The following is a 26281-nucleotide window of genomic DNA, read 5'->3' as shown; positions in this document are numbered from 1 at the left end:
TTTTATGACCGATCTGAAGCCGTTCCTGGCCAAGGCCGCAAGCCGCGAGCCGCTGACGCGTGACGAGGCCCGCGCCGCCTTCGACATCCTGATGTCGGGCCAGGCGACGCCCTCGCAGATCGGCGGCTTCCTGATGGCGCTGCGCGTGCGCGGCGAAACCGTCGATGAGATCGTCGGCGCGGTCACCGCGATGCGCTCGAAAATGCTGACAGTCGAGGCGCCGGCCGATGCGATCGACATCGTCGGCACTGGCGGCGATGCCAGCGGCACCTACAATATCTCGACGCTGGCGGCGCTGATCGTCGCCGGCGCCGGTGTGCCCGTCGCCAAGCATGGCAACCGGGCGCTGAGTTCGAAATCGGGCGCAGCCGACAATCTGGCAGCACTCGGCGTCAAGCTCGACGTCGGTCCCGAGATCATCTCCCGCTGCATTGCCGAGGCCGGCGTCGGCTTCATGTTCGCGCAGCTGCATCATTCCGCCATGCGCCATGTCGGCCCCTCAAGGGTTGAGCTCGGCACGCGGACGATCTTCAACCTGCTCGGGCCGCTCTCCAGTCCGGCTGGCGTGCGCCGCCAGCTGCTCGGCGTCTTCTCGCCGCAATGGCTGGTACCGCTTGCCGAAGTCATGCGCGATCTCGGCTCCGAATGCGTCTGGGTGGTCCATGGCGACGGCCTCGACGAGATCACCACCACCGGCATCACAAAAGTTGCAGCACTCGAAGACGGCAAGATCCGTACCTTCGAGCTCTCGCCCGCCGATTTCGGCGTCAGCCCTTGCGTGCTCGCCGACATCAAGGGCGGTGATGGTGTCGCCAACGCCGCAGCGCTTCGCGAAGTGCTCGGCGGCGCCAAGAATGCCTATCGCGATGTCTCGCTCGCCAATGCCGCCGCCTCGCTCGTCATCGCCGGCAAGGTCGAGACGATCCGCGACGGCATGACGCTGGCCACGCAGTCGCTGGATAGCGGTGCGACCGCGCTCGCCCTCGACAAACTCATCGCCGTTTCCAACGATATCGACTAGGATTGTTCGATGACCGATATCCTGAAGAAGATCGAACTCTACAAGCGCGAGGAGATCGCCGCTGCCAAGGCGGCCGTGTCGCTTGCCGATCTGAAGGCGATGCAGGCCGGTCAGTCCGACCCGCGCGGCTTCCACAAGGCGCTCATTGCCAAGCGTGATGCCGGCCGCTTCGGCCTGATTGCCGAAATCAAGAAGGCAAGCCCCTCGAAGGGCCTCATTCGCCCGGATTTCGATCCGCCGTCGCTGGCGAGCGCCTATGAGGCCGGCGGTGCCGCCTGCCTTTCGGTGCTGACTGACAGGCCGAGCTTCCAGGGGGCGCCGGAATTTCTGACCGCCGCCCGCGCTGCCTGCACGCTGCCGGCGCTGCGCAAGGATTTCATGTTCGAGACCTATCAGGTGCACGAGGCCCGCGCCTGGGGCGCCGACTGCATCCTGCTGATCATGGCCTCGCTGTCCGACGACGAGGCCGAACGCCTGCAGGACGAGGCCTTCGCCCTCGGCATGGACGTTCTGGTCGAAGTCCACGACGCCGAGGAGATGGAGCGGGCGCTAAAACTCTCCTCGCCGCTCATCGGCAGCAACAACCGCAATCTGCGCACCTTCGAGGTCAGCCTCACCGTCAGTGAGGCGCTCGCCCCTATGGTGCCTGATGACCGGCTCCTGGTTGGCGAAAGCGGCATCTTCACCCATGCCGATTGCAAGCGCCTGCAGGCCGTCGACATCAATACCTTCCTTGTCGGCGAAAGCCTGATGCGCAAGGAGGACGTCGTCGCCGCCACCCGCGCGCTGCTCTTTGGCGAAGCCGCCATCGCGGCCGAATGATATGAGCGGCCAAAAGCCAGGCCTCACGCATATCGGTGCCTCCGGCGAGGCGCATATGGTCGATGTCTCCGACAAGGCCGAGACGGTGCGCATCGCCACTGCCGAGGGCCATGTGAAGATGGCGCCGGAAACGCTCGCTCTCATCCGCCAAGGCAATGCCAAGAAGGGCGATGTGATCGGCACGGCGCGCCTAGCCGGCATCATGGCGGCAAAACGCACCGCCGATCTCATTCCGCTCTGCCATCCTCTGATGCTGACGAAGGTCACGGTCGAGATTGAGGAAGATGCCGCCCTGCCCGGCCTGCGCGTTACGGCGACCGCCAAGCTGACCGGCAAGACCGGTGTGGAGATGGAGGCGCTGACTGCCGTCTCGGTCGCTTGTCTGACCATTTACGACATGGCCAAGGCGGCCGATAAGGCAATGGAGATCGGTGGCATCCGGCTCCTTGAAAAGTCCGGCGGAAAATCCGGCGATTTCCGTCATCCGGAGGCAAGATGAACCTTCTCCCGGTCGCCGAGGCCCTGAACCGCTTGCTCTCCCGCGCAAAGCCCATTGCTGCGTCCGAGACGCTGCCGCTTGCCGAGGCCGAGGGCCGCGTCCTGGCCGTCGATCTGACCGCCGGCCTGACCCAGCCGCCCTTCAATGCTTCCGCCATGGATGGCTATGCGTTACGCCGCGAAGACGCGCCGGAACCGGGCGCCGAGCTGAAGGTCATCGGCATGTCATCCGCCGGCCACGGCTTCGAGGGAAGCGTCGGCCAGGGTGAAGCCGTCCGTATTTTCACCGGCGCGCCGGTTCCGCCAGGCGCCGATAGCGTCCTGCTGCAGGAGGATGCCGAGAAGATCGAGGGCGGCATCAGAACCAATTTCCCTGTCCGGCATGGCCAGCATGTGCGTCCGCGCGGCCAGGATTTCGCGGAAGGCGAAGCCGTGCTGTCTGCTGGCACCGTGCTCGATTTCTCGCGGCTGACGGTTGCTGCCGGCATGAACCGGCCTGATGTCGAGGTGCTGCGTCGCCCGCTGATCGCCATCCTCGCAACAGGCGACGAACTGCTGCCGCCCGGAAGCACGCCCGGCCCTTCGCAGATCATCGCATCCAATACGTTCGGTATTGCAGCCCTTGCCCGCAAAGCCGGCGCCGATGTGCTCGATCTCGGCATCGTGCCTGACGATAAGGCCAAGATCAGCGCGGCGATCGACACAGCGCGGGACGCCAAGGTCGATGTGATCGTCACGCTCGGCGGCGCTTCGGTCGGCGACCATGATCTGGTGCAGGCCACGCTGATCGAGGCCGGCATGCAGCTCGATTTCTGGCGCATCGCCATGCGCCCTGGCAAACCGCTGATGGTCGGCAGCTTCGGCGAGACGCATGTACTCGGCCTGCCCGGCAATCCGGTCTCCAGCCTCGTCTGTTCGCTGCTCTTCCTGGAGCCGCTGATCCGCAAGCTTGCCTCCCTGCCGCCGGTGCAGCGCGAGGTAACGGTGGAGGCGGCCGTCACACTGCGCGCCAATGACCACCGGCAGGACTATATCCGGGCGAGACTTTCGAAATCCGCTGCCGGCCACTGGCTCGCCGAACCCTTCGGCAAGCAGGATTCCTCGATGATGAAGGTCTTCGCTGCAGCCGACTGCCTCGTCATCCGCCCGCCGCATGCGGGGGAATTGCCGGCCGGAGCGCCCTGCCCGGTCATGCTGTTGCGGCCGGATCTCTTGGCATAATCTCAGCCTTTCAGCCGTAGCCGAAGAGCGCAAAGACGCCCGCCGGCACCGCCCCGCCGCCGCTGCCTCCGCCGAAATCCGCAACCGCATGGGTGGCGATTCGGTTGAGTTCTCCCTCCGGCAGGTAGGCCCGCTCGGGATCGCCGATCAGCACCTCGATGCCGCACGCCTGGCAACGCCGGAGGAAGGCCATTACTCGCAGGGCAAGCGAGGGATCGTAGAACAGATCGCCGACCACGAGAAGGTCGGTCGCGGGTGGCGGCGCCTCGATGATATCGGCGACCCAGGCCACGATGTTCACACCGTTGATCGCTGCGTTGAGCCCGATCGCGGCAATTGCATTGGCATCGATGTCGACCGCCGTCACCTTGGCTGCTCCGGCCTTCGCCGCCGCGATGGCGACGAGCCCGGAGCCGGCGCCGAGATCGAGGACACGGCGGCCGGCGACCGTTTTCGGCTGGTCGAGCAGATGGCGGGCAAGCACCGCGCCGCCAGCCCAGGGATAGGCCCAGTAAGGCGGCGGATCGGCCTCTCCGCGGCCGGCAAGCCGCCAGAGCCCGCTCGCAGGTCCTGCCGTATGAAGCCGGATCTCGGGGATGGAGGGAACAGGTGATATCGGCAGGTTGGCCTTGATGAAGGCGGCCGGATCGGGTTGCGACATGCCGGGGCGTTTCATCGTCGTCTGCTCCTGCCGGCGCTGTAACGGCGTATCGTTTTTAATAGCAAGAGCAGGCCGCCGTTGTGGAATTCCCCGCCATTTATGCACGCCACGATTTAGGTGAAATAATGAAGACAAGCCAGGCTTTTCGCAAGGAACTGAGCCGCTATTCGTGATGAGGCGTGCCATATGCCATTCAAGAACGCAACACAGGCCGTTGAAGCGAGACCGTCTTGCGAGCCTCGGCTTCTGGGTGGAAGACTCCACTATGGGCAGTGAAGAGCGATAGCGGAGACCGAACGGCACGATTAGCCGTCGTAGCTCGCATGAAGTTATGAATGCGGTTTCTAAATAGGCGAACTTCCGCGCTGCAACCGATGTCTTCAGAACCGCTCCGAGGGAAGCTTAAGCTTCACTGCTTGCATGCTGCGGCAGACACCCTTCGTCGACGATCGTTGGCTCGCGGGCATTTATGAACCTCATTTCTAACATCATGCAGATAGTACCGCCTAATGCTCCATGCAGAGGCGAGGTAACGTCCCCAACCGACCGCCATCTCCAGTGCGATGCCATGTCCGGCGAAGATGAGGCGTGTCTTGGGTCTAAGGTCTTTAGCGCGGCCTGCCAGCACGGTGCTGGCGCGCGCTACTCCACTGTCCTTTCAGGGCTTCGACAGCCTGTATTCGGGAAGAACACGCATGACAAAAATTTTCGCTTCTGTTGTGATCTCCACCTTGATCCTTGTGTCGGCGACGGCTCCTGCGGCAGCGGAGGGAGATGTCGCCTTGGGACAAAAAGCGTTTCAGCGCTGTTCCGCCTGTCATTCGACCACGGATCAGAAAAAGGTTGGGCCGGGGCTCGGTGGCGTTGTCGGGCGCGCGGCCGGCGCTGCGGAAGGCGTCCGCTATTCGGCGGCCATGAAGGCATCGGGATTAGTATGGGACGAGGCGACGTTGGACCGATTTCTAGCAGCGCCTCGCGAAGTTGTACCGACCACCACAATGACCGTGGGCGTACCCAAGCCTGAGGATCGGCTAAACATCATCGCTTACCTGAAGTCCCTGTCGGAATAGCGGCGAACCTCTTGGCTGAGCAAGCCGGCGATTGATGGGCACCCAACGCGGCTGATCATCGCTGACCGGTCTTGGGTTGACGGGTCTGCTCGTGCTTTTGCCTCGTATTCAGAAGCCGCCTTTCTAACGTCGTGCAGGTTTTGCCAACTAATTTGGCGCCGCCGGACGAGCTAACGTTGCCGCGGAGAGCAGGCTCTTGGTCGACGGCGTCTCATCATCCTGGAGGTTGCTGGCGGCACTCCCGTCGCCGTCGCTCTCCTTAGAGATCGGCAACGAGCACATCCATTATGAAACATCGGAGAACCGACCAGTCATGATCACACTGAATATCAACGGTAATCAGCACGAGGTCGATGCCGACCCGGAGACACCCATCCTTTGGGTCCTGCGCGACACGCTCGGCATGACTGGGACCAAGTTCGGCTGCGGCGCCGCGCTTTGCGGCGCGTGCACGATACATCTGGATGGTGAGGCCGTCCGTTCCTGCAGCACCCCTCTTTCCGCTGCCGAGGGCCTGAATATCACCACCATAGAAAAAGCGACCGACGGCAGCGACCGCGTCGGCGCCGCTGTAAGCGCAGCTTGGGTCAAGCACGATGTAGCGCAGTGCGGTTATTGTCAGAGCGGTCAGATCATGAGCGGCACGGCGTTCCTGGCATCCCTGCCCTCCGGCTCGCAGCCGACCGCCTCGGAGATAGATACGGCAATGGAAGGCAATATTTGTCGTTGCGGAACTTATACCCGTATCCGCGCCGCCATAGCCGATGCTGCCAGCAATCTTGTCTGAAGGAGACGCCATATGTTGCCGAACATGGATTATAGCGAATTACCGCGTGCGCTGCAGCACATGCTGGAACGAGGCCGTTCAACATCGGTCCAGGCGTTGCCACGCCGCAGCTTTCTAAAGCTGACGGGGACCCTCGGTTTGGCTGTCGGCATTTTCCCCCATCTGGCCGCCGCCCAGTCCACCGACGCGGGTGAGGCGCCCATCGCTCTGAAGCCGACCGAGCAGCCTTCCGCATTTGTTCAAATTGCGCCAAATGGCGAAGTTATGGTCACAATCAACCGCCTGGAGTTCGGTCAAGGCGTCCAAACGGCATTGCCGATGATCCTTGCCGAAGAACTCGACGCGGACTGGAATTTAGTACGCAGCCAGCTCGGCACCAATGACATGGCTTATGTTGATCCGCTCTTCGGCATGCACCTTACCGGCGGTTCGAACACCATCAAGAACAGCTTTACGCAGTATCGCGAGCTGGGTGCCCGCGTCCGCGCCATGCTACTTGCGGCCGCGGCGGACCGCTGGAACGTCGATGTTTCCGCGCTGAGAACCGAGGCCGGAGTGGTTCTGGCTCCCGATGGCCGCAAGCTCGGTTATGGAGAACTTTCCGAAGCGGCCATGGCCCTGCCCGTGCCTCAGAAAATAGCGTTGAAGGACCCGAAGGATTTCCGCATCATCGGCCAGCCCACCCAGCGTCTGGACGCACAAGCCAAGAGCAGCGGCCAACAGAGTTTTGGCATCGACTTCAAGCTGCCGGGACAATTGACAGCCGTGGTGGCTCGCCCTCCGGTCTTCGGAGCCAAGATAGCCTCCCTGGACGACAGCGCAGCACGTTCAGTAAAGGGCGTGAAAGCTGTTTTGCGTGTACCGCTGGATCGCGGTGCTGAGGGTGTGGCCGTGGTGGCCGACGGATATTGGCAGGCGTCTCAGGGTCGCAACGCCCTTAAGGTGGAGTGGGACACATCGGCTGTCGAAAAGGTCGATAGTGAAAAGCAACTTGCCCAGTTTCGCGAGATCGCCAATCGCCCCGGCCCGCGCCAGTTCGATGCCGACATGGCGCCATTGGAAGCCGCACCCTTGAGTCTGGAAGCCGAGTTTGTGTTCCCGTATCTCGCCCACGCGGCGATGGAACCGCTGAACTGTACGGTTCGGCTTTCCGACGATCGTGCCGAGATCTGGATGGGGAGCCAAAGTGCAGGGCTCGATGCCGGCGTTGCAGCAAACGTGCTCGGCCTCAAGCCGGAACAGGTCGTGGTGAACGTGCAAACATCGGGTGGTGGCTTCGGCCGGCGCTTTTCCAGCAGCAGCGACACGGCAATGGAGGCCTGCCAGATAGCCAAAGCCGCCAGGGCGGCGGGGCTGAACGCGCCAGTGCGAACGCTCTGGAGCCGCGAGGACGATATGAGGGGCGGCTACTACCGTCCAACGCATCTTCACCGCGCTCGCATCGGCTTCGACAAAGAGGGCAATGTGCTGGCCTGGGACCACACCATCGTCGGCCAGTCCATACTGACGGGAACCGTGTTCGAGAAGTTCCAGGTGAAGGACGGCATCGATGCCGCCACGACCGAGGGGATGCGGAGCCCCTATCCGCTTCCCATGCGCCTGACAGTGCATCATCCTGTTGCCAACGTGCCGGTTCTGTGGTGGCGCAGCGTTGGCTCCACCCATACGGCTTTCGTGATGGAGACCTTGCTTGACGATATAGCGCGAGCCACCGACCAAGACCCGGTCGCATATCGCATGAAGATGTTTGGCAACGAGCATCCTCGTCATCGCGATGCACTGCAGCTCGCCGTAGACAAGAGCGGTTACGGCAGTAGGGCATTGGCAGAAGGCCGGGCCTGGGGTGTGGCCGTGCACGAATCCTTTTCATCCGTGGTGGCCTACGTGGTGGAAGCCTCCGTCGTCGACGGGCAGCCTAAGCTGCATCGGGTTACGGCGGGGGTGCACTGTAATCTGGCCGTCAACCCTCGGACCGTGGAAGCGCAGGTCCAGGGCGCGGCGATCATGGGCTTGTCGACATGCCTTGCCGGCTCAGAAATCACGCTCAAGGACGGTGTTGTGGAGCAAGGCAACTTCAGCGAATTCACCGTGGCAAGGATCACGGATGTGCCGGAGTTCGACGTCAACATCGTACCAAGCGCGGATGCGCCGACAGGCATGGGCGAACCCGGCCTGCCGCCTTTGGCGCCGGCATTTGCCAATGCCATCTCGCGCTTGACGGGCAAGCCAGTCCGACAGATGCCTTTCAACCTCGCTTAGAACCTGGCTCGGACGAGAGCCTGCCCCGGTCCTGTGTGCCGCTGAATGCAGCGGGCCGCACAGGGCCGCGATGTTCCTGTTGCGTGGCGTCTTGACAATAATGGCGCTATGACTGCGGTCAGCGATGACAGCGCGGCTCACCAGCAATCAGGGCAGGCAGGACCTCACATCTATCGGCAATCGCGCAATTGAGATCAGTCCCCAACCCATCGCGACCATCTTCCGGACAGCCCTGGCAGGAGCGTCAGCCTTTGAAACGAAGCGCCTCGACGAGGAGCGCAAACGCGGCCGTATGCTGACGTCTGCTTGGGTAATACAGGTGATAGCCAGGGAACGGCTGACACCAATCGTCGAGGACTCGGATCAGTCGCCCGTCTGCAATGTATTGTGAAACCTGACTTTCGAAAGTGTAGGCAAGCCCGAGCCCATCCAAAGCAGCGGCTTCCAGCATCAAACTATCGTTGATGATGAGCGGCCCGTTCATTCTGACCACAAGCTCCTCGCTGTCGCGCTCGAACTCCCAGGCATACAATCCACCTCCTGTGGTTTGCCGGTAGCTAATACCCCGGTGGTCGCCGAGATCGCGGGGCGTCATCGGGATTGTGCGGTTCTGGAAGTAGGACGGCGATCCCACGACCGCCATGCGAAGGTCAGGGCCGATTCTGACGGCAACCATGTCTTTTTGAACCTGTTCTCCAATGCGAATACCGGCGTCGAACCGGCCGGCCACGATATCCGTCAGGCCCTCGTCAAGAGTGACCTCCATTTCAATATCCGGGTATTCCGCCAAGAATGTTGTCATGACAGGCCAAAGCACGCTCATGGCGGCATATCGAAACGTCGTGATGCGGATAGTGCCCGCCGGCTTGTCACGAAGTGCGCTGACGGCTGCGATCTCGCTTTCGATGTGCTCGAAGGCAGGGCGGAGGCTCCGAAGCATACGCTCTCCGGCATCGGTCAGCGACAAGCTTCGCGTGGTGCGTGAGATTAGCCGCACCCCCAGCCTCTGCTCCAGCATCCTGACTGAGTAACTGACGGCAGACTGGGAAAGTCCCAGCTTGGCGGAGGCTCGCGTGAAACTTCCGGCTTCGGCGACGGCGATGAAGGCTGCAAGCTCGCTGAAATCACCGTGCCTCATTTATCTCTCTCATTTCTAACTTCATGCAGATTATACCAACTAATCAAAGTTTGTCTTCATTGCTACCTGTCATTTCACAAACCACTTGAACGGCATGCAAGAGAGACAATGATGATGGAAGCCACCCCCGCACTATTTGAACCCTTCGTTTTCGCCAATGGGATCACGCTTCGAAACCGGGTCGTCATGGCTCCGATGACGACGTGGTCAGCCAATGACGACGGAACAGTCTCCGATGAGGAAGTGTCCTACTATCGACGCAGGGTGAACGGCGTTGGCCTCGTTCTAACGGGTTGCACGCATGTCTTGCCTAATGGCATCGGGTTCACGGGCGAATTCGCTTCTTATGATGACAGCTTCACACCAAGCCTCCGGCGTCTGGCCGAGGCGGCCAAAAGCGGCGGTGCGCCAGCGATTCTTCAAATTTTTCACGCCGGCAGCAAGGCCGTGCCGGCGCTTATCCCGGACGGAGACGTTGTCAGCGCCAGTTCGCTGCAAGTTTCAGCCGGTCCTTTCAATCCAGGCGGCGGCACGACGCGCGCACTGAGCCACGACGAAATCCTTGATGTGATTTCTGCTTTCGGCGAAGCAACCCGCCGCGCTATCGAAGCCGGCTTCGATGGGGTCGAACTGCATGCGGCCCACGGCTTCCTGATCCAGAACTTTTACTCGCCGCTCCACAATTATCGCGACGACGAATGGGGAGGCACGCCGGAAAACCGGATGCGGTTTCCGCTCGCCGTGATCCGCAACGTGAGGCGGGTGATAGGCACACACGCGACGCGTCCGTTTCTTCTGGGATACCGGGTCTCGCCCGAAGAACCTGAAGAAGGCGGCCTTCGTATTGAAGACACCTACGAACTCATCGAGCATCTGATCGACGGCGGCGTCGACTACATCCATGCTTCGCTGACGAACGTACTCGAGGCCCAACCACTCGAAGCCATCGCCGATCGTCCTATCGCTGAACTGATCGCCGCCAGGGTAGCAGGGCGCGTTCCGGTTATCGCCGCTGGCCAGATCAAGTCACCCCGACAGGCGGAAAGCGCCCTTCATCTGGGCCTTTCGCTTGTGGCTGTCGGCCAAGGGCTGGTGATAAACCCAGAGTGGGTCGAACTTTCACGCAGTGGCAATGAGAAGCTGATCGAGAACCAGATCAGGACCACGACAATCCCGGAAATTGCCCTTCCAGCCAAACTCTGGGGCGTCATCGAGGCGGCCACCGGCTGGTTCAGCATCAACGATGATCACGAAGCGCAGCGGCAGAAGGCCACCGCATAGAGCATCGGCACACAATCTCGCATGAAGGAAAATTCGATGAGTAAGGTTTGGTTGATCACAGGAGCCGGGCGCGGCATGGGCCTGGATTTCGCAAAGGCGGTTCTGGCTGCTGACGACAAACTCGTTGCAACCGGCCGCAATCCGGAGCGCGTTGCCAAGGCGATCGGCCAGTCGGAAAATCTGCTCGTCGTCACGCTGGATGTACCCAAGCCGACCGACGCCGACTCTGCCGTCAAGGCCGCACTCGAACGCTTTGGTCGCATCGACCTATTGGTCAACAATGCCGCAAACTTCTACTCAGGCTATTTTGAGGAGCTGACGCCGGCTCAGATCAATCTGCAACTGGCTAGTAGTCTCCTCGGCCCCATGAGTGTCACCCGCGCCGTCCTGCCGGTGATGCGCCGGCAGGGGTCCGGCAAGATCATCTCGATCTCATCGACGGCCAGCTTGCTGCGCTTTGAGTTTTGCAGCGCTTACTCTGCCGCGAAGTTTGCCCTCGATGGTTGGATGGAATCGTTGCAGCCCGAAGTGGCGCCGTTTGGGATCGAAACGATGATCGTCAATCCGGGCTTCTTTCGCACGGAATTGCTGACTGACGAATCAACCCAATATGCTCCGTCATCTGTCAGCGACTACGACGAAAGACGCTCCCAACACCTGGCATTCAGGAAATCCGCCAGCGGCCAGCAGAGCGGCGATCCCGCAAAACTCGCCCAAGCGCTGATCACCCTGGTCAACCATCCGGAGCTACCTCGCCGGTTCATCGCCGGAGCTGATGCTGTTGGCATGGTGGAACAGAAAATCGCGCTGTTGCAGCAACAGATCGATGCCTACCGGGAGCTTTCAAGTTCGCTTGCCTTTGACGTGAAATCCCAAGCCTGAAACGACGCTTTGCAGATGCTCAGTAATTCTTCATCGCAAGATGTGGTATCCCGCCGTCAAGAAATTCCGCGCCATAGGCGACGAAGCCGAAACGCTCGTAGAGCGGCAGCTTGTCCGCCTGTGCTGTGAGATAGAAGCGGTTGTCGCGGGCAGCGCGATGCAGGTCTATCGCTCGCCCGATCATTGCGGCTGCAATGCCTTGGCCGCGCCATTGGCCGGCAACAGCAACCCGGCCGATCTTCACATGTTCCTCGGCATAAATCACCCGCAGGGTGCCGGAGACTTCGCCCGCCGTGACGGCGACAAGATGATGGGCGTTGAGATCGTCGGCATCGAATTCCTCGGCTTCGGGAACCTTCTGCTCATGCACGAAAATAGCGCGCCGCAGCCGGAAGGCCTCATTGCAGAGCGTACTGAAAACCGGGACGCTGAGGATCGCCGTTTCCATCACCATCCTTGCCTCCCTCAGGGATACGGCCCAAAGCCCTCCGCTGGACCAGCGAAGGGCTGCCGGTAAAATCAGCCGGGCTTCTTCTTTGAAAACTTATTCTTCGGTGCGGCGCCGCCCTTGCCCTCATATTTGGGGCCTTCGGACCTAGCACCTTCGAATTTCGGCTTGTCGAATTTCGGCTTGTCGGACTTCGGGCCATCGAAAGGGGGGTTGCCCGGCTTCTTGCTCCAGGGCTTGCTATCCCGTTTGTCCCCGCCGCTATTGTCGGCCGCGGCATATCCGCCGCCCGGACCCTTGCCGAACTTGTTCTTCGGCCGCTCGCTGCGGAACGAATCATCGGGCCGCTCGTCGCGAGATGGCTTGCCGGCATAAGGCTTCGGCGCAGGCGCCCGGCTGAAATCCGGCGTGCCGGAAAGCTTGGTCACACGGATGCCGCGTTCGAGCGCCTTGTTCGGTCCGATCGCCGCCAGGAAGCTTTCGGCACTCGCCGCGGCGATCTCCACGAAAGTTTCCTCGGGCTGCATCTTGATCGCGCCGATCTCGCGCTTCGTCACATTGCCGTTGCGGCAGAGCATCGGGATCAGCCAGCGCGGCTCGGCATTCTGCTTGCGCCCGACCGAGACGGAAAACCAGACGCTGGCGCCGAAATCTTCGCGCGGTCCCTTCTGCGCCGGCTCGTAGGGCTCGGCATTGTCGCGGCGCTTGCGGCTGCGGTCATCCTGCACGGTAACCTCGATGAGGTCCTCCGGCGCCGAATGATTGGTGCGGTAAAGACGCAGGAAGGCGGCGGCGAGCTTTTCGGCGCCGTGGCTGGCGAGAAGCTGCTGTACCAGCCCCTGCTCTTCCTCCTGCGGTGTTTCGTGGAAGATCGGATCGGCGAGCAGCCGCTCGTCGTCGCGCTCGCTTACTTCCTCGGCCGAAGGCGGTCGCGCCCAGGCAGCCGAAATTCCGGCATTCTCAAGCAGGCGCTCTGCCTTGCGCCGTGCATTCAGTGGCACGATCATGGCGCTGATGCCCTTGCGTCCGGCCCGGCCGGTTCGGCCGCTGCGGTGCAGCAGCGTGTCCGGATTGGTCGGCAGGTCGGCATGGATGACGAGATCGAGCCCCGGCAGGTCGATGCCGCGGGCGGCAACGTCGGTCGCGATGCAGACACGGGCGCGCCCGTCGCGCATCGCCTGCAGTGCGTGGGTGCGCTCGTTCTGCGTCAGCTCGCCGGAAAGCGCCACGACGGCGAAATTGCGGTTGTTGAAGCGTGCGGTCAGATGATTGACGGCCGCGCGCGTCGAGCAGAAGACGATGGCATTGGTCGCCTCGTAATAGCGCAGCACGTTGATGATCGCATTCTCGCGGTCGCTCGGGGCGACCATCAGTGCGCGATATTCGATGTCGATATGCTGCTTTTCCTCGGCCGCGGTGCTGATGCGCACGGCATCGCGCTGGTAGCTCTTGGCAAGCTTGGCAATCGCCGCCGGCACCGTTGCCGAGAACATAAGCGTCCGGCGTTCGTCCGGCGCCGCATCGAGGATGAATTCGAGGTCTTCGCGGAAGCCGAGATCGAGCATCTCGTCGGCCTCGTCGAGCACGGCAGCCTTCAGTTCCGACATGTCGAGCGCCCTGCGGCGGATATGGTCGCAAAGCCGGCCGGGGGTGCCGACGACGATATGGGCGCCGCGTTCGAGCGAGCGGCGCTCGCTGCGGATGTCCATGCCGCCGACGCAGCTGACGATCACCGCGCCGGTCATCTCGAAGAGCCAGTCGAGCTCGCGCTTCACCTGCAGGGCAAGCTCGCGCGTCGGGGCGATGACGAGTGCGAGCGGCGCGCCGGCATTGCCGAAGCGCTCCCTGCCCTCGAGCAGCGTCGGCGCCAGCGCCAGGCCGAAGGCGACAGTCTTGCCGGAACCGGTCTGGGCCGAGACCAGCGCGTCGGAAGCGGCAAGCGCCGGATCGAGCATCGCCTTCTGCACCGGGGTGAGTTCGGCGTAACCGCGCTTCTGCAACGCCTTGGCGATCGCCGGAACGACGCCGTTAAATTCTGTCATGAGTTCGATCTTTCGGAGCTGTCAGGCGCGTTGCTGCGCCATGGCCGGAGCCAGCCGGCGGGGTATTTGCGCCGTTCCTAGCCGCTCCCGCGGCGATTGTCAAAGCGTGCGGCTACGCCACAGCCAGGCGTCGATGCGGCTTGCCCGGCCGCGCAGCGCCGTTTCCAACGGTCCCTCCATCCGGCCGGACTGCGTGAGCACGCTATCGGGACCGGCGGCGCGGACGATTTCGGCGCTCAGCGCCAGCTCGACGCCGTGGCGGGCGGCCACCTCCATCAGCCGGCTGCCGACATTGATGGTATCGCCTGCCGCCGTGATCTGCTGCCGGTCGCCGGTGCCCAACCGCGAGGCGACGATCGGGCCACAATGGGCGCCGACCTTGAAGCCGATCTTCTTCTGGGCAAAGCCCGCATGCGCTTGAAGCCAGGCCCTTGTGCGCTCGCAGAGGCTGACCGCGCACGCAGCGGCGCGGGCGGCGTCGTCATCGGCAGGCTCCGGCAGGCCAAACAGGATCATCGCCCCGTCTCCCATGAAGCTGGTGATGGCGCCACCATGGGCGCGCGCCTCCTCGTCGACCAGTTCGAAGAAGCCGCTCAGCATCTCGCTCACCGCCACCGGCCCGACATTTTCGCTGAGGCCCGTGAAGCCCGAGAGATCGATGAAGATGACGGCGGCGTTCTGGCGCACCGGCGCGGCAAGGAAATTCGGATCGCGCGCCAGCCACTCGCCGAGCCCGGGCGCCTCGATGCGCTGCAGGAGCGCGCTCTGCTCAGCGAAATGACGGGCGCGGCCGCGGTCAAACCAAAGTTCGGCCGCGCCATAAGCCAGCGCCGGCGGCAGCGCTGCGGCGATCGGCAGCGCCGCACTCAGCCAGTAGCCATGTGCGAAGGCCGACAGATTGAGCATCGCCCAGACGATCAGCGTCAGCACGATGATGACATAGCCTGCCGCACTCCGGCGCCAGGCGACCAGCGACACGAGCACGATCGGCAGTCCGATGGCGGTGGCGGCATCGATCAGCCGCATCCTTCGGTCGCGCACCATGCCGTCACCGGTAACAAGATGGGTGATCGCCGTCGACATCACCTCGACGCCGGGCATGACGGGATCGAACGGCGTCGGGAAGACGTCGCCGCCGCCGGTGACAGTCGAACCGATGACGACGATGCGGCCTGCGACCGCATCCGGCGAAAGCTTGCCATCCAGCGCATCGGCGGCGCTGAAGGTGGCTATGCTGCCGTGCCCGCCATAGAAGGTCACCGGCAGACGCTGGCCGATATCTGTGGGAATACGCAGCTTTCCGAGCATGATGGCGTCACGTTCGATGGTGGGATCGACGCCGAGCGCCACCGACGCTGCACGCAGCGGAAAAGCCGGATCCAGCCGGTCTGCGGCACGCGAGATCAGCGGGATGAAGCGCGGCGTGCCGGTCTGGTCGGTCGCGACGTTGACGATGCCGACCGCGGCGGCCTCGGCAAAGCGGGGAAGCGGCAACAGCAGCTGGTTTGCCTCCGGGATGGCGGCAAGCGGATCCCCGGCCGCATCGGTGACCCGCTGACTGCTTTGCGCAAAGGTGGCTGCGGCCGCAATCACGCTTGGCCCCTGGCGAAGGGCGGTAGTCAGCGCCGCATCACCCGCCTCCGGCCCCGGATCGACGAGCAGAATGTCGATCGCCAGGGCCTTCGGCTTCAACGCGGTGATCGCATTGGCGAGGCGCGCAAGTGTCGCCCGATCGAGCGGATAGCCGTGTGCCCTAGCGGTACGGTCGTCGATCGCGACGATCGAGACGACGGGAGGTGGTGTCTTCGCCCCGACGATGGCACTGCGGATATCGGCAAGCGAGGCCTCCATCCGGTCGAGAAGGCCACTTCCGGCATGGAGATTGACATAGCCGAGCGCAGCCCCCCAAAGACCGGCGAGCAGCAGCGCGATCACAGTCAGCAGGCGATGGTTCATCGGATTTATTGGCCGAGACGGGCAAGAAGGGCAGCGGCGCGCGGCGCCGGCCAGCGACGCACGACGAGGGGTTCGGTTCCGGCGGTAACGTCGACGCCCTCGCCCGGCGACAGCACCACCGGCTCGCCGGCCGGCCGGCGAACCGCGACGCTGCCTCTGACGACCAGCACCGAGGTCTGGCCGCCTGCGACATCGACAGCCCATTGGGTGCCGCGCACGGCCGCAATCGCCTGCGGCGTCACGACCTGGAAACCACCGGCGTGCTGGGTGTTATCGACATCGACAAGAATGGCCTTGCGGCGCAGCGATGCCGAATCGGGGCTGCCGTCACGGTTGCGGTCGACGAGGCTGTAGGCCGCGCCGGCCTCCGCCGTCACCGTCACGCCGCCGGGACAGCTGAGCACCTGCCGGGCGCCGGCATCACGCGATACCGTGCAGCCGGCAGACTGCGCAAAGGCCGCCCCATGCGGAATGAGGCCGGCAGCGAGTGCGGCGGCAAAAAGGCTGCGAAACGTCGTATTCATGGAAAGTCCCCTTGACCGTGCGGAACAGCTCTTTTCGAAAGCGCCCGCCAACCGTCTTCTTCCCAACCGTCTTCTAATATGAAGCATGATAGCCGAATTCAAATATTTCCCTAGACCAAAAAAGCAAATCATCGCAATCGCCGGCGGAATTATTACGTTCTATTATCCGTTTCAGGCGCCGGTCCGGTATAACGCGCCCGCGGCCGGATCAATTCGCCGCTGTGGATCTGTTCCATTGCATGGGCAAGCCGACTGAACGGGCAAGCGAGAAAATGATGATCGGCGCCTCCCTTGGGAGATCGAAGGCGGCGGCCATTGCGGCAAGCGCAAAATCGACGTTGACCTTCTCGCCGACCATCTCCTCGCCCACTTCCCGGACTTCGGCAAACTGCGGCGGCAGAGGGAAGTGCGACAGCAGCGCCAAGGCTCTGACATCGCCATCGGGATAGAGCGGATGGCCGAAGGCCGACAGGCGATTGCCCTGGGCAAGCGTACGGCGAATCCCCTGCTCCGCCCCAAGCGCGGAAGCGGTCTCGATCAAGGCGTCGACGCCTTGCCAGGCGGCACCATGCAGCGGCCCTGTCAGCGTCGCCAGCCCGGACAGCACGGTGGCCGAAAGGGCTGCGCCCGCCGATGCCGTGACCCGCGCCGCAAAGGTTGAAGCGTTGAGTTCGTGATCGGCAAGCAGCACCAGCGCGCGGCGTAGACAATCGGCAGCATCCGGCCGCTGCCAGCTTGCCGCAAGCCGCAAATGCAGCGGCTGGTCGAAAGGCCCAGGCGCCAGCGCATTGGCGACCGCGTAGAGAACCCCGCTTGCTTCACGGCGAAGTGCTGGCTGCGAGCGGCCGAGCGACGGCAGATCCGATGTCACCCGCCCTGCCAGCGCCAGGAATGCCGCCTGAAGCGACGGAGAGGCATGTCCGGTCCCGCTGCCGGAGGAGAGTGGCTCCGCGCCGTTCCAGAGCAGTGCCGCCGTCTGCTCCAGCGTCGCGACTTCAGCGAAACCGGCAGCATCCTTTCCGCGATAGAAAAGCCGCCCGCCGATGATGGTGGAGATTGCCGACGACAGAACCGGATCGCCCCAGCGGATCGCCTCGGCGGCGACCGTTTCGGTCTTGCGGCGGCCGGCATGGCGTTCGGCAAGCCGCTGTACGTCGGTGGCCTGGTAGAGGCTGCGGCGCGAGTCGGCGGGATCCGCCTTGGCGCGGATGCGCCCGCGGCTGACATTGGCGTAAAGCGTCTGCGGCTTGGTCTTCAGCGCCTGCAGCGCCTCCTCGGCGGTCAGCCAAGACATCGGAACCTCATATTGATCAATTGCGTCAAGATTGACGTCAATGAAACTAGGTCGGATCATCCGGATCGTAAAGGAGAAACAACATGAAAAACGGCTTGGAAGATGTCATTGCTGCCGAAACGCAGCTTTCGGATGTCGATGGCGAAGCGGGACGACTGATCATCCGCGGCGTATCGCTGGATCACCTGGTTGCAGACGGCACCTATGAAGGCGTCGCCGCCCTATTGCTCGATGGGCTGATGGAAAAAAGCTTCGACGAAGCGGAATTGCGCGACTGGTTGGCGCGGGCGCGAACGAGGATTTTCGGCCTTATCAAGGCCGCCGATACCGCCCTGCTCGCTCTGCCTCCTGTTGATGCGATGCGGGCGCTGATCGCCCGCCTGCCCGACGGCGAGGATTTCGATACCGCTCTCAGCCTTCTCGCTGCGCCCGCAGTTTTCCTGCCGGCGATCCTTCGCATGCAAAGCGGCAAAAGACCGATCGCGCCCAACGCCTCGCTGCCGCAGGCGGCCGATATCCTGCGTATGCTGACCGGAAAATTGCCGACCAGGGAGCAGACAGCGGCACTCGACACCTATCTCGTGACGATTTCGGACCATGGCCTCAATGCCTCGACCTTCGCATCGCGCGTCATTGCCTCGACGCAGGCCGGCCTCACCTCTTCCGTACTCGCGGCGGTGAGCGCGCTGAAAGGGCCGCTGCATGGCGGCGCGCCCGGTCCCGTGCTCGACATGCTGGATGCGATCGGAACGGCGGAGAATGCTTACTCGTGGCTCGGCGAAGCGCTCGACCGCGGCGAAAGGCTGATGGGCTTCGGCCACCGCATCTATCGCGTCCGCGATCCGCGAGCCGATGCGCTGAAGGGCGCGCTTAAGCCGCTGATATCCACCGGACAGGTAAACAGAGCCCGCGGCGCTCTGGCGGACGCCGTGGAGGTCGCTGCATTGGCGATCCTGAAGGCACGCAAGCCGAACCGGCCGCTCGACGTCAATGTCGAGTTTTATACCGCGCTGCTGCTCGAAGCGCTCGGCTTTCCCCGCGAGGCCTTCACCGGCGTCTTCGCGATCGGCCGCACCGTCGGATGGCTGGCCCATGCCCGCGAACAGGCGCTCGACGGCCGGTTGATCCGTCCACGTTCGGTCTATATCGGGCCGCTGCCCGCCGCTGCCTGAAAGTGAATTCGGCGGCAGCATGTCCTGCCGCCGATCCTCAACCGCCGACGAAAGCAGCCAGCTTGTCGAGCGTCGAGCGGCACCCTTCCTCATTGTCTTCGAGGCGGATCCCGGACGGAATATTGTCACTGACCATCGTCACATCGGTGCCTCCATCCGCAGTCGACAACATCGTGCTGACGGTCATCTCGCCGGAAAAGCCCTCGTCCTCGGAATCGAAGACCGTTGCCCAGACGATGTTTTCATCCGGCACGAGCTTGGCAAAGCGGCCTTCGAACCTGTCCGTCTTGTCGGAGGTCTTGCCCGATTGCGATGTCTCGTCGTCGGGATAGACGAGCGACATGCTGAAGGCGCCGCCTTCCCTGCCCTCGAAGGCATGGACGATGCCCTTCATTGTATCAGGGGGAAGCCAGGTGGCGACCGCATCTGCATCGAGGAAGGCGCGGTAGATGCGCTCGCGTGGTGCCGCGATGAAGCGTGAGACGGTCGTGCTGCGTGAAGGGGTCATGCCGACAAGTTAGCGCAGGCATGGATGTTATCCAGATCGCGCCTGAAACAACGCGATCTGGTGCTGTCAGTCGTCAGACGAGACGGCTCTGTTCCGTCGCCGCTTCTATGAAGCTGGCAAACAGCGGATGCGGGTCGAGCGGCCGGCTCTTCAGTTCCGGGTGGTACTGCACGCCGATGAACCAGGGATGATCCGGATATTCGATCGTCTCCGGCAGAACTCCGTCCGGCGACATGCCGGAAAAGACCAGGCCGCAGTTTTCGAGCCGATCCTTGTAGTCGATATTGACCTCGTAGCGGTGGCGATGACGCTCGGAAATATCGGTGGAACCGTAGATATCCGAGATCTTCGTGCCCTTCTTCAACGCCGCCTTGTAGGCGCCGAGGCGCATCGTGCCGCCGAGATCCCCGGCTGCCGTGCGCTTCTGCAACTCGTTGCCCTTGACCCATTCGGTCATCAGGCCGACCACCGGCTCTTTCGTCGGGCCGAATTCGGTCGAGGAGGCACCGGAGACGTCGGCGAGATTGCGCGCCGCCTCGATGACCGCCATCTGCATGCCGAAGCAGATGCCGAAATACGGAACCTTGCGCTCGCGGGCAAAGCGGGCAGCGTGGATCTTGCCTTCCGAACCGCGTTCACCGAAGCCGCCTGGCACGAGGATGCCATGCACTTTTTCGAGATAGGGCGCCGGATCTTCCTTTTCGAAGACCTCTGACTCGATCCATTCGAGATTGACCTTGACGCGATTGGCGATGCCACCGTGATGCAGCGCCTCGATCAGCGACTTATAGGCATCCTTGAGGCCGGTATATTTGCCGACGATCGCGATCGTCACCTCGCCCTCCGGCGTGCGGATGCGGTTGCAGACCTCTTCCCACGGGTCGAGCCGCGGCTTCGGCGCCGGCTCTATACCGAAAGCTGCGAGCACCTCGTCGTCGAGGCCTTCCTTGTGGTAGGCGATCGGTACATCGTAGATGTTGGCGACGTCTAGCGCCTGGATGACGGCAGACGGGCGAACGTTGCAGAACAACGAGAGCTTGCGGCGTTCGGCTTCGGGAATTTCGCGGTCGGCCCGCACCAGCAGGATATCGGGATGAATGCCGAGTGCCTGCAGTTCCTTCACCGAATGCTGCGTCGGCTTGGTCTTGAGCTCGCCAGCCGCCGGAATATAGGGCATCAGCGTCAGGTGAACGTAGACGGCGGTGCCGCGCGGCAGGTCGTTTCCGAGCTGGCGGATCGCCTCCATGAACGGCATGGCTTCGATGTCGCCGACCGTGCCGCCGATCTCGCAGATGACGAAGTCGTAATCGTCATTGCCCTCGATGACGAAATCCTTGATCTCGTTGGTGACGTGCGGAATGACCTGCACCGTCGCGCCGAGATAGTCGCCGCGCCGTTCCTTGTCGATGATGTTCTTGTAGATGCGGCCGGTGGTGATGTTGTCGGTCTTGGTCGCCGAACGCCCCGTGAAGCGTTCGTAGTGACCGAGATCGAGATCGGTTTCCGCGCCGTCGTCGGTGACGAAGACCTCGCCGTGCTGGGTCGGGCTCATCGTGCCCGGGTCCACGTTCAGATAGGGGTCGAGCTTGCGAAGCCGAACCCGATATCCACGGGCCTGCAGCAACGCTCCGAGAGCCGCGGCCGCAATTCCTTTTCCGAGAGAAGAAACCACGCCGCCAGTGATGAATACGTATCGCGCCATGGGATTCACCGGATACCTTTTCAAAAACGATTCCACCAGCCCAAAAATTCTTTTCCAGAACTTTCGATGCGTGGCGCAGGAATCTGAACAAAAGAAAACCGGCAGACCCGAGGGCCTGCCGGCGGTTTATGTCGAAGACCGGTTTACTGTCCCGTCGGGACGCCGGAGGGCTGAGCCGGTGCCGGCGCGGCCGGAGCTGCGGGCGTTGCCGGAGCGGTCGTTGAAGGCGCGGTGGCCGCCGGGGCCTGAGTGCCAGTTGCTGGCGCCTGAGCGGCGGGAGCCTGCGGTGCGGGTGCTGCCGCGCCGCTGCTCGGAACGCCGTTGCCGGCCGGCGGGGTTGCCGGAGCCTGCGCGCCGCCGAGCGAATCGAGAATACCGTTGCCCTGGCCGCCTGTTGCCGGAATGCGGTCGAGAATGTCGCTCGGACGGCCCTCGTAACGCGTCAGGATGCCGAGGCCGAGCGAGGTCAGGAAAAACAGGGTCGCAAGGATCGCGGTCGTGCGCGTCAGCGCATTGGCCGTGCCGCGGGCCGACATGAAGCCGGAACCGCCGCCTATGCCGAGGCCGCCGCCTTCCGAGCGCTGGATGAGCACGACGCCGACAAGGGCGAGCACGATCATGAGATGGATGACAATCAATACGGTCTGCATGGGTCCAGTCCTGCCCGCCTGGAGACGGACATAAGTAAGAATTCTGGCGGCTCTTTACATGAGGCTTTCATCTATTCCAAGCCCTTCGGCCAGGAATAAACTCGGGAATAAACCCAGGAATAAAAAATGCCTCAGGCGAGCAGCGCCTCATAGGCCCGGTAGATGGCGAGGAAGTCGGCCGCTTTCAAGCTCGCTCCGCCGATCAGCGCGCCGTCGACATTGGCAATGCCCATCAGCTCATGGGCATTGGCCGGCTTGACCGATCCGCCATAGAGAAGACGCATCTTGCGGCCTTCGTCGCCGAAGCGGGCCGCAAGCTCTGCCCGCATGAAGGCATGCGCCTTTTCGACATCACCTGATGTCGGCGTCACACCGGTGCCGATCGCCCAGATCGGCTCGTAGGCGATGACTGTGCTCTCGGCGGTGGCGCCGTCCGGAACGGAGGCGGAAAGCTGGCGCTTGATGACGTCGAGCGCCTGGCCCGTCCGGCGTTCATCCGCTGTCTCGCCGATGCAGATGATCGCCGTCAGCCCTGCGGCGAAGGCGGCCTCCGCCTTGGCGCGCACCAGATGGTCGGTTTCGGCATGGTCGGTCCGCCGCTCGGAATGGCCGACGATGACATAGGTGCCGAAACAATCGGCAATCATCTCGGCCGAGATGTCGCCGGTATGCGCACCGGACGGGTTCTGATGGCAGTCCTGAGCGCCGATTGCCAGCGGGCTGTCGGTGCACAGCGCCGTCGCCACATAGAGCAGCGTCGCCGGCGGGCAGATCAGCGCTTCGACCTTGTCGGCCAGCGGCGGGCGAACACCCTCGGCGATCGCCTTGATCTGATCCAGGGAGGCACGCATGCCATTCATTTTCCAGTTTCCCGCCACAAGCGGGCGCACATCAGGTGTCATGCTGGCCTTCCACAATCTGCTTATGCCTTGGGCAATATCAAAAGCTTGCAGCAAAGAAAAGCATCATGCCCTTGACGTAAGGGGAATCTCTGCGATCCCGCGCATATTTCTGCCGAAAACCGCCCTTTGGGTATTTTTTCGCATGTCGTTATCGCAAAAACCGCTGCACACTTTTGCGCGACATGCTTTAGCCAGCCAGAATCCAGTTCAACACCCGACGCCAGTCGATCATCCGGATCGGCGTCCCGTGATTTCCGGTCTGAAACAGCGTGAAACGCGCCGGATACTTTGCCTTGTGCAGACTTTCGAACAGCGCCTGCTGGTTAGCGGCAGCATAGACCGGGTCGCGACTGCCGTGGGCGAACCAGAGCGGCCGCTTCGCCTTGTAGAAGGCGCTTCTGGTGAAATCGGGATCGGTCACCCCGCTCAGGATCAGCATGCCCTTCAGCCGCTTGACGCTGTCACCATCGCGCGCAATGCCCCAGCAGACCTGGCTGCCCATCGAGGCGCAGGAAAGGATGATCGGCCGGCCGGGCGATTGCGCGCTGGCATAGCGGATGAGGCCGGCAATCGCCGCAACGCCGCTGCTGTCGAAGCTTTTGACCGTCGGCGAATAATAAACGCCGCCATTGCCGGCGACGAGGTTCTTCAGCCGGTTGAAATTGCCGCCGAAGCTGTAGTCGTTGGCGCCGAGCCGGCGGTCGCCGTCGCGCCCATGGATGAAAATCACCGTAAAGGCGGCATTCCCGGCCGGTCCCACCCTGGTGACATCGAGCTTGATGCCGTCGAGGGACAGCGTCTCGTCCGCTTGCGCCTTGCGGATGCCGAGCGCCACATATTTCTGCTGCGCCCGCTTTTGCGGAATCTGGTCGCGGCCGTTGATATCGCGCATCTCGTCATAGTCGATGACCTCGAAGGCACCGTCATCGCCCGTCTGCAGCACGGTCTGCTTCGAAAACAGATCGTCCTTGAAGGGCGCCAGCACATCGGCTGCCTGAGCCGGGCCAACAGCGGACAGCATGGCAACAGACAAGAAAAACGCCGCAATTGCGGTGATGATGGTGCAATGACTTGTGGACATTCGCATTCGGATGGTTCCTGAAGCCTGCCGCCGCTTGCCATTCTGCGCCCGGCAACGCAAATCATTTGGGAAAAGCCCGCCCAAACCGGCGGTGTGTCGCGTATAGAGGTGCTTTCTGGCAAAATCTGCCTGATTCGCAAACGTGGCATGAAATGCGGTGATTTTGGGTCGGCGGCGGATGCCCGCCCAGGCCAGACCTAAGACAGGATGAAGATCTGAACGGCTCCATGGACGATAGCAACGACCTCTTTTCCGGAATGCCCCTCTCTGAAAAACGCGAGGAGGCGCAGAAGCCTGCGGCGCCCGCCGAACGGCCGCCGGTGACGGCTGCGCCCGCCGCAGCGGCAGCACCCCCGGCTGCCGGAGCCTCTGCACGCCCGGCGCCCGCCGCCTCGAACTCCGATGATTACGGCGCCTCGTCGATCCGCGTCCTCGAAGGCCTCGAGCCGGTGCGCATGCGCCCGGGCATGTATATCGGCGGCACCGATGAAAAGGCGCTGCACCACCTCTTTGCCGAAGTCATCGACAATGCGATGGACGAGGCGGTCGCCGGGCATGCCAATTTCATCGAGGTCTATCTCGACCTCGAGGGTTATCTCACCGTCTCCGACAATGGCCGCGGCATCCCGGTCGAGAACCATCCGCAGGTGCCGGGCAAGTCGACGCTCGAAGTCATCATGACCAAGCTGCATGCCGGCGGTAAATTCGACGGCAAGGCTTACGAAACTTCAGGCGGCCTGCACGGCGTCGGCGTCTCGGTCGTCAACGCGCTTTCCGACGACCTCGAGGTCGAGGTGGCGCGAAACCGCAAACTCTACCGCCAACGCTTCTCCCGCGGCCTGCCGCAGGGCGGTCTCGAAGAGTTGGGCGACGTTCACAACCGCCGCGGCACCCGCGTGCGCTTCCATCCCGACCCCCAGATCTTTGGGGATCACATGAAGTTCGATGCCGCCCGCGTCTTCCGCATGGCGCGCTCGAAAGCCTATCTGTTCGGCGGCGTCGAAATCCGCTGGAGCTGTGAGGCGGGCGTGCTGCCCGAAGGCTCCGAGGTCCCTGACAAGGCCGTCTTCCACTTCCCCGGCGGCCTGAAGGACTATCTCCAGGCGACGATGGGCAAGGAGTTCACCGTCACCCGCGAGATTTTCGCTGGCAAGACGGAGAAGGTGAGCGGCCACGGCTCGATGGAATGGGCGATCACCTGGTATGGCGGCGATCCTCAGGTGCATTCCTATTGCAACACCATCCCGACGACCGAAGGCGGCACGCATGAAGCGGGGCTGCGCATTGCGCTGACCAAGGGCCTGAAGGCCTATGCCGAGCTGACGCAGAACAAGCGCGCCGCGCAGATCACCACCGACGACGTGATGATTTCAGCCGTCGGCATGCTGTCGGTCTTCATCCGCGAGCCGGAATTCGTCGGCCAGACCAAGGACAGGCTTGCGACCGTCGAGGCGCAGCGCATCGTCGAGAACGCGCTCCGCGATCCCTTCGACCATTACCTTGCCGACAATCCGAATGAGTCGGCCAAGCTGCTTGACTGGGTGATCGAGCGCGCCGAGGAGCGCCTGCGCCGCCGGAAGGAAAAGGAAGTCAACCGCAAGAGTGCGGTGCGCAAATTGCGCCTGCCCGGCAAGCTCGCCGATTGCTCGCAGAACACCGCCGAAGGCGCCGAACTCTTCATCGTCGAGGGTGATTCGGCAGGCGGTTCGGCCAAGCAGGCGCGCAACCGCGCCAATCAGGCAATTCTGCCGCTGCGTGGCAAGATCCTCAACGTTGCCAGCGCCGGCCGCGAAAAACTTGGCGCCAACCAGCAGCTCGCCGATCTCGTCCAGGCTCTCGGCTGCGGCACGCGCTCGAAATATCGCGACGAAGACCTGCGCTACGAGCGCATCATCGTCATGACCGATGCCGACGTCGACGGCGCCCATATCGCATCGCTGCTCATCACCTTCTTCTATCAGGAGATGCCGGAGCTGGTGCGCGGCGGCCATCTCTTCCTTGCCGTGCCGCCGCTTTACAAAATCACCCAAGGGGCGAAATCCGCCTATGCCCGCGACGACAATCATCGCGCCGAGCTGATGCAGACGGAGTTTAAGGGCAAGGCCAAGGTCGAGATCAGCCGCTTCAAAGGTCTCGGCGAAATGATGCCCGCCCAGCTCAAGGAAACCACCATGGATCCGTCCAAGCGCACCCTGCTCAAGGTGCTGATCGACGAGGTGGATTTCGAAGGCACCCGCGCCGCCGTCGACGATCTGATGGGCACCAAGCCAGAAGCCCGCTTCCGCTTCATCCAGGATCGCGCGGCCTTCGCCGAAAACCTCGATATCTAGGGTATTAGGTCGAGCGCGCCAAACGGTCGGAT

At 62.9% G+C, this 26281-nt stretch carries 22 protein-coding genes and 1 pseudogene; 11 read left to right on the top strand and 12 right to left on the bottom strand.

Annotation, left to right across the window (positions count from 1 at the left end):
• The first annotated feature begins 4 nt into the window (after positions 1–4).
• From trpD to glp, 4 genes are read left to right on the top strand one after another with little or no spacing between them, the layout of a single operon-like run.
• A complete protein-coding gene (gene trpD / locus HX899_RS23515) occupies positions 5–1021 on the top strand; it encodes an anthranilate phosphoribosyltransferase (RefSeq protein WP_180194150.1) in 1017 nt (338 codons plus the stop codon).
• A 9-nt stretch (positions 1022–1030) separates the two neighbouring features.
• Positions 1031–1843: an indole-3-glycerol phosphate synthase TrpC gene (gene trpC, locus HX899_RS23510; RefSeq protein ID WP_181293518.1), complete on the top strand. Its 813-nt coding sequence runs from the start codon at positions 1031–1033 to the stop codon at positions 1841–1843.
• A 1-nt stretch (position 1844) separates the two neighbouring features.
• Positions 1845–2342, top strand: coding sequence for a cyclic pyranopterin monophosphate synthase MoaC (moaC, locus tag HX899_RS23505; RefSeq protein WP_168269697.1), 498 nt, complete (start codon positions 1845–1847; stop codon positions 2340–2342).
• Entirely contained in the window at positions 2339–3562 is a 1224-nt protein-coding gene (glp, locus tag HX899_RS23500) for a gephyrin-like molybdotransferase Glp (RefSeq protein WP_181293517.1), read from the top strand. The genes moaC and glp overlap by 4 nt, the downstream gene beginning before the upstream one ends.
• 10 nt (positions 3563–3572) lie before the next feature.
• On the opposite strand, the gene HX899_RS23495 is transcribed toward glp, so the two are convergent.
• Positions 3573–4238, bottom strand: a complete 666-nt coding sequence (locus HX899_RS23495; protein ID WP_181293516.1) for a methyltransferase — start codon at positions 4236–4238, stop codon at positions 3573–3575.
• 680 nt (positions 4239–4918) lie between these two features.
• Between HX899_RS23495 and HX899_RS23490 the strand changes: the two genes are divergently transcribed.
• The 3 genes from HX899_RS23490 (at position 4919) to HX899_RS23480 (ending at position 8339) form a co-directional block, all read left to right on the top strand.
• Positions 4919–5293 carry a c-type cytochrome gene (locus tag HX899_RS23490; protein ID WP_138329400.1) on the top strand — a complete coding sequence of 125 codons (375 nt, stop codon included), beginning with the start codon at positions 4919–4921 and terminating at the stop codon, positions 5291–5293.
• 313 nt (positions 5294–5606) lie between these two features.
• A complete protein-coding gene (locus HX899_RS23485) occupies positions 5607–6080 on the top strand; it encodes a (2Fe-2S)-binding protein (protein ID WP_181293548.1) in 474 nt (157 codons plus the stop codon).
• A gap of 12 nt (positions 6081–6092) precedes the next feature.
• Entirely contained in the window at positions 6093–8339 is a 2247-nt protein-coding gene (locus HX899_RS23480; protein WP_138389139.1) for a xanthine dehydrogenase family protein molybdopterin-binding subunit, read from the top strand.
• A 244-nt stretch (positions 8340–8583) separates the two neighbouring features.
• On the opposite strand, the gene HX899_RS23475 is transcribed toward HX899_RS23480, so the two are convergent.
• Positions 8584–9477 carry a LysR family transcriptional regulator gene (locus tag HX899_RS23475; RefSeq protein WP_138389138.1) on the bottom strand — a complete coding sequence of 298 codons (894 nt, stop codon included), beginning with the start codon at positions 9475–9477 and terminating at the stop codon, positions 8584–8586.
• A gap of 108 nt (positions 9478–9585) precedes the next feature.
• On the opposite strand from HX899_RS23475, the gene HX899_RS23470 reads away from it, so the two are divergent.
• Positions 9586–10758, top strand: coding sequence for an NADH-dependent flavin oxidoreductase (locus tag HX899_RS23470; protein WP_181293515.1), 1173 nt, complete (start codon positions 9586–9588; stop codon positions 10756–10758).
• Between the two features lie 36 nt (positions 10759–10794).
• The gene (locus HX899_RS23465) at positions 10795–11640 is read left to right on the top strand and encodes an SDR family NAD(P)-dependent oxidoreductase (protein ID WP_181293514.1); all 846 of its coding nucleotides are present in this window, start codon (positions 10795–10797) and stop codon (positions 11638–11640) included.
• 19 nt (positions 11641–11659) lie between these two features.
• Here the strand turns inward: HX899_RS23465 and HX899_RS23460 are convergent, their stop codons facing one another.
• From HX899_RS23460 to HX899_RS23440, 5 genes and pseudogenes are all read right to left on the bottom strand, one after another.
• Positions 11660–12094 (bottom strand): GNAT family N-acetyltransferase, encoded by a 435-nt coding sequence (locus HX899_RS23460; RefSeq protein ID WP_181293513.1) that lies wholly within the window; start codon positions 12092–12094, stop codon positions 11660–11662.
• A 65-nt stretch (positions 12095–12159) separates the two neighbouring features.
• Entirely contained in the window at positions 12160–14130 is a 1971-nt protein-coding gene (locus HX899_RS23455) for a DEAD/DEAH box helicase (protein WP_181293512.1), read from the bottom strand.
• A 99-nt stretch (positions 14131–14229) separates the two neighbouring features.
• Complete coding sequence (locus HX899_RS23450; protein ID WP_180194143.1) at positions 14230–16086, bottom strand: CHASE2 domain-containing protein; 1857 nt, start codon at positions 16084–16086, stop codon at positions 14230–14232.
• 5 nt (positions 16087–16091) lie between these two features.
• Positions 16092–16610: a FecR domain-containing protein gene (locus tag HX899_RS23445; RefSeq protein WP_003539836.1), complete on the bottom strand. Its 519-nt coding sequence runs from the start codon at positions 16608–16610 to the stop codon at positions 16092–16094.
• 152 nt (positions 16611–16762) lie between these two features.
• A pseudogene (locus HX899_RS23440) lies at positions 16763–17904 on the bottom strand (citrate synthase).
• An 83-nt stretch (positions 17905–17987) separates the two neighbouring features.
• Here HX899_RS23440 and HX899_RS23435 point away from each other — a divergent pair.
• The gene (locus tag HX899_RS23435; RefSeq protein WP_181293511.1) at positions 17988–19076 is read left to right on the top strand and encodes a citrate synthase/methylcitrate synthase; all 1089 of its coding nucleotides are present in this window, start codon (positions 17988–17990) and stop codon (positions 19074–19076) included.
• Between the two features lie 37 nt (positions 19077–19113).
• On the opposite strand, the gene HX899_RS23430 is transcribed toward HX899_RS23435, so the two are convergent.
• The 5 genes from HX899_RS23430 to HX899_RS23410 all read right to left on the bottom strand — a co-directional run bounded on the left by HX899_RS23430 (position 19114) and on the right by HX899_RS23410 (position 23925).
• On the bottom strand, positions 19114–19584 hold the full coding sequence (locus HX899_RS23430; RefSeq protein WP_181293510.1) for an SRPBCC family protein: 471 nt from the start codon (positions 19582–19584) through the stop codon (positions 19114–19116).
• A 73-nt stretch (positions 19585–19657) separates the two neighbouring features.
• Positions 19658–21286: a CTP synthase gene (locus HX899_RS23425; RefSeq protein WP_012757532.1), complete on the bottom strand. Its 1629-nt coding sequence runs from the start codon at positions 21284–21286 to the stop codon at positions 19658–19660.
• Positions 21287–21429: 143 nt separating this feature from the next.
• On the bottom strand, positions 21430–21936 hold the full coding sequence (gene secG / locus HX899_RS23420) for a preprotein translocase subunit SecG (protein ID WP_181293509.1): 507 nt from the start codon (positions 21934–21936) through the stop codon (positions 21430–21432).
• Between the two features lie 131 nt (positions 21937–22067).
• Positions 22068–22838: a triose-phosphate isomerase gene (tpiA, locus tag HX899_RS23415; protein ID WP_065280031.1), complete on the bottom strand. Its 771-nt coding sequence runs from the start codon at positions 22836–22838 to the stop codon at positions 22068–22070.
• A gap of 187 nt (positions 22839–23025) precedes the next feature.
• The gene (locus HX899_RS23410) at positions 23026–23925 is read right to left on the bottom strand and encodes an alpha/beta hydrolase (protein ID WP_181293508.1); all 900 of its coding nucleotides are present in this window, start codon (positions 23923–23925) and stop codon (positions 23026–23028) included.
• Between the two features lie 221 nt (positions 23926–24146).
• Here HX899_RS23410 and parE point away from each other — a divergent pair, with 221 nt between their 5' ends.
• On the top strand, positions 24147–26249 hold the full coding sequence (gene parE / locus HX899_RS23405; RefSeq protein WP_181293507.1) for a DNA topoisomerase IV subunit B: 2103 nt from the start codon (positions 24147–24149) through the stop codon (positions 26247–26249).
• The last annotated feature ends 32 nt before the right edge of the window (positions 26250–26281 follow it).

This window comes from Rhizobium sp. WYCCWR 11146 (assembly GCF_013591995.1).
Taxonomy (GTDB): domain Bacteria; phylum Pseudomonadota; class Alphaproteobacteria; order Rhizobiales; family Rhizobiaceae; genus Rhizobium; species Rhizobium indicum.
The sequence above is the reverse complement of the archived record's forward strand: the minus strand, read 5'-3'. Positions and strand labels throughout refer to the sequence as shown.